Annotated in this window: 2 protein-coding genes; one reads left to right on the forward strand and one right to left on the reverse strand. The window is 44.7% G+C overall.

The window, feature by feature from the left end:
- The coding region (gene pnp / locus Q0K92_RS12990) for a polyribonucleotide nucleotidyltransferase (RefSeq protein ID WP_297326216.1) at nt 1-1,587 on the forward strand (1,587 nt) is incomplete at its 5' end.
- A 124-nt stretch (nt 1,588-1,711) separates the two neighbouring features.
- On the opposite strand, the gene dksA is transcribed toward pnp, so the two are convergent.
- Nucleotides 1,712-2,017, reverse strand: a 306-nt coding sequence (gene dksA / locus Q0K92_RS12995) for an RNA polymerase-binding protein DksA (protein ID WP_297326217.1), incomplete at its 5' end; no start/stop codon positions are given.

Below are 2,017 nucleotides of genomic sequence, written 5' to 3' on the forward strand. Positions count from 1 at the left end.
GCTGGTACACAACAAGCCGTTCTGATGGTTGAATCGGAAGCGATGGAACTATCCGAAGAAGTAATGCTGGGTGCCGTAATGTATGGGCACGAACAGATGCAAACCGTCATCAACGCAATTAACGAGTTTGCTGATGAGGCGGGTGTCACTGCATGGGATTGGACTCCGCCTGTAAAAGACACTGCGCTTGAGGATAAGATTGCTCAAATCGCTGAAGCAGACCTGCGACAAGCGTTTAAAATCAAACAAAAGCAAGCGCGTTCGGAAGCTATCGAGGCAGTTAATCAGCGTACATCGACTGAGTTGTGTGTTGATACCGAAAATGGACCAGACCTACAATCTTTCAAAGAAGCTTTTTTTGCATTGGAATCTAAAATTGTTCGTAACCAAATCCTTGATGGAGAGCCTCGGATAGATGGTCGTGGCACACGAACTGTTAGAGCCATTACTATTCGAAATGGCGTACTGCCCCGTACTCATGGCTCGGCTTTATTTACACGCGGCGAAACTCAGGCATTAGCGATAGCAACCCTAGGAACAGCTCGTGATGAACAAAAAATCGATTCATTACAAGGCGACTATAATGATCGATTCATGTTGCATTACAACATGCCGCCTTATGCAACAGGAGAAATTGGCCGTGTAGGTACCCCTAAACGCCGGGAAATTGGCCATGGCCGACTTGCAAAGCGTGCATTAGCCGCAGTGCTGCCTTCTCCAGAAGAATTTGGGTATTCCTTACGTGTTGTTTCAGAAATCACAGAATCAAATGGCTCTAGCTCAATGGCATCAGTATGCGGCGGATGCTTGGCTTTAATGGATGCAGGTGTGCCGTTGAAGGCGCATGTTGCCGGTATCGCCATGGGTTTGATTAAAGATGGCAACCGTTTTGCTGTCTTGACAGATATACTCGGCGACGAAGACCACCTGGGTGATATGGACTTCAAAGTAGCGGGCACAGAGCAAGGTATCACTGCATTGCAAATGGATATTAAAATTCAAGGCATCACGAAAGATATTATGCATGCGGCGCTCATTCAGGCTCATGAAGGGCGGCTACATATCCTTCAAATTATGAAGCAAGCTTTACCTTCAACACGCGAAGATATCTCAGTTCACGCACCTCGCATTATTAAACTCAAAATCAACCCTGAAAAAATTCGCGATGTTATCGGCAAAGGCGGTGCAGTTATTCGCACACTGACTGAAGAAACCGGTACCACTATTGATATAACAGATGATGGGTCAGTGACCATTGCCTGTGTAAGCGCTGAAGGTGGCGAGCTGGCTAAGAAACGAATTGAAGATATTACGGCTGAAGTTGAAGTTGGTAAGGTTTATGATGGCGTAGTATTAAAACTGCTTGATTTTGGCGCTATTGTTAGCGTCCTGCCTGGCAAAGATGGTTTATTACATATCTCACAAATTGCAAATGAGCGTGTCAATAATGTTTCCGATCATCTCAATGAAGGCCAACAAGTGCGAGTTAAAGTACTTGAGGCAGATGACAAAGGAAGACTGCGTTTGAGCATGAAAGCAGCATCTGCTGAAACTAGCACCGACACCACTACTACGGAAGAATCCTAAGAAACATCTCGTGCATGCTATTCTGACTTTTTACTTGTAAGTTACTTTAAAGCCCTGCCACCCTGACAGGGCTTTTTTACAGACAGCAGTTATTATACAAAAACTTTTACACAGCTTATCCGATTTATTTGGCGATCTGTTTTTCTCGAATTTCATCCAATGTTTTACAATCAATACACAGTGTAGCCGTAGGCCGCGCTTCAAGTCGCTTTAACCCGATTTCTATTCCACAACTTTCACAATATCCATAATCTCCAGAATCAATTTTTCCAATAATCTCGTCGATCTTCTTGATGAGCTTTCGTTCACGATCGCGATTTCGTAATTCCAGCGTCATATCAGATTCCTGACTGGCGCGGTCATTAGGATCGGCAAAAACCGTTGCTTCATCTTGCATGGTATGAACCGCCCGATCAATATCCTGGCCTAA

It is taken from the genome of Nitrosomonas sp., from assembly GCF_024282095.1.
Taxonomy (GTDB): Bacteria; Pseudomonadota; Gammaproteobacteria; order Burkholderiales; family Nitrosomonadaceae; genus Nitrosomonas.